The 1,249-nt window shown below is 70.5% G+C and carries 2 protein-coding genes; both read right to left on the bottom strand.

Going from position 1 to position 1,249, the window contains the following annotated elements; all coding sequences use genetic code 11:
• A partial coding sequence (locus I0Q12_RS20880; protein WP_197254231.1) for an ATP-binding cassette domain-containing protein occupies positions 1-788 on the bottom strand: 788 nt, incomplete at its 3' end.
• 121 nt (positions 789-909) lie between these two features.
• On the bottom strand, positions 910-1,249 hold a 340-nt coding region (locus tag I0Q12_RS20875), incomplete at its 5' end, for an LOG family protein (protein WP_231611117.1).

Here is a 1,249-nt window from a genome sequence, read left to right as displayed (position 1 = left end):
GCTCCGATCTCGACCGCTCCGTAGGTGAGGGTGCGGACAACGTCTGCAATCGCGGTGACGTCGCCGGGGCGCAGCGGCACCACCTCGCAGAAACTGCCGCCGACGCGGTCCTTGAGTCGGACGGCGGTGTCGTCGGCGACGACGACACCCCGATCCACGACGACGATGCGGTCGGCGAGCAGATCCGCTTCCTCGAGGTATTGCGTGGTCAGCAGCGTCGTGATGCCCTGCGCCTTGAATCCGGCGACCAGGTCCCACACGCGTTGCCGGCTGCGCGGGTCGAGCCCGGTGGTGGGTTCGTCGAGAAACACCACCTGGGGTGGGACGACGAGGCCGCAGGCGATGTCGATGCGGCGGCGCATGCCGCCGGAGTACCGGCCGACGGGGCGGTCCGCGGCGTCATCCAGGTCGAATTCCGCGAGCAGTTCCCGGGCGCGGGCGCGGGCGGCGCGTCGTCGCATGCCGAGGAGCCGCGCGAACAGCACGAGGTTCTCGAATCCGGTGAGCGAGTCGTCGAGCGCGGCGTACTGGCCGGTGAGCATGATCGATCGCCGGACTCCGGCCGCGTCGGTGACCACATCGTGCCCGGCGACGACGGCCCGCCCGGAATCCGGGCGCAGGAGTGTCGCGAGGATGTTCACCACGGTGGTCTTGCCGGCCCCGTTCGGTCCGAGGACCCCGAGCACCTCACCGGGGGCCGCGGCGAAGCTCACTCCGCGCAATGCCTCGACCGGGCCGAAGCTCTTGGTGACCTCTTCGACGAGCAGCGACTGTGTACGGTCCGGCACGGGGTCCTCCTGGCTGACGGCGGAAAGGCGTGATGTCCACGCTCTCCCGGCCGCGTCCTCCGCGATACCCACCCCAGAGGTGGTCCGCCACCACCTCGGCGACCTCCCTTTCCGGCAGCTGCTACTGCCGTCCTTCGAGCGGATCCTTCCGCCAGAGCAGGGCGTGCAGGCATTCGACGGCCTCTTCGGGGTCGGCGACGGCCAGCACGCCGGGGCCGGGCATCTGCCAGCCCCCGATCGACACGACGGGAACACCGGTCCGGACCGCCAGCGCGATCTCGCTCATGGTGCCCCAGCTTCCTCCGACCGCGATCAACGCGTCGCTGCTGCGCACGAGCAGGGCGTTGCGCATCTCCCCCATCCCGGTGGGTATCGACACCGTCAGGTAGGGGTTGCCGTCGAGCCGTTCGTCACCGGGCAACAGACCGATCGTGGTGCCGCCGGCCTCGATCGCGCCGCGG

It is taken from the genome of Rhodococcus sp. CX (assembly GCF_015865005.1).
Taxonomy (GTDB): Bacteria; Actinomycetota; Actinomycetes; order Mycobacteriales; family Mycobacteriaceae; genus Rhodococcus.
The sequence above is the reverse complement of the archived record's forward strand: the minus strand, read 5'-3'. Positions and strand labels throughout refer to the sequence as shown.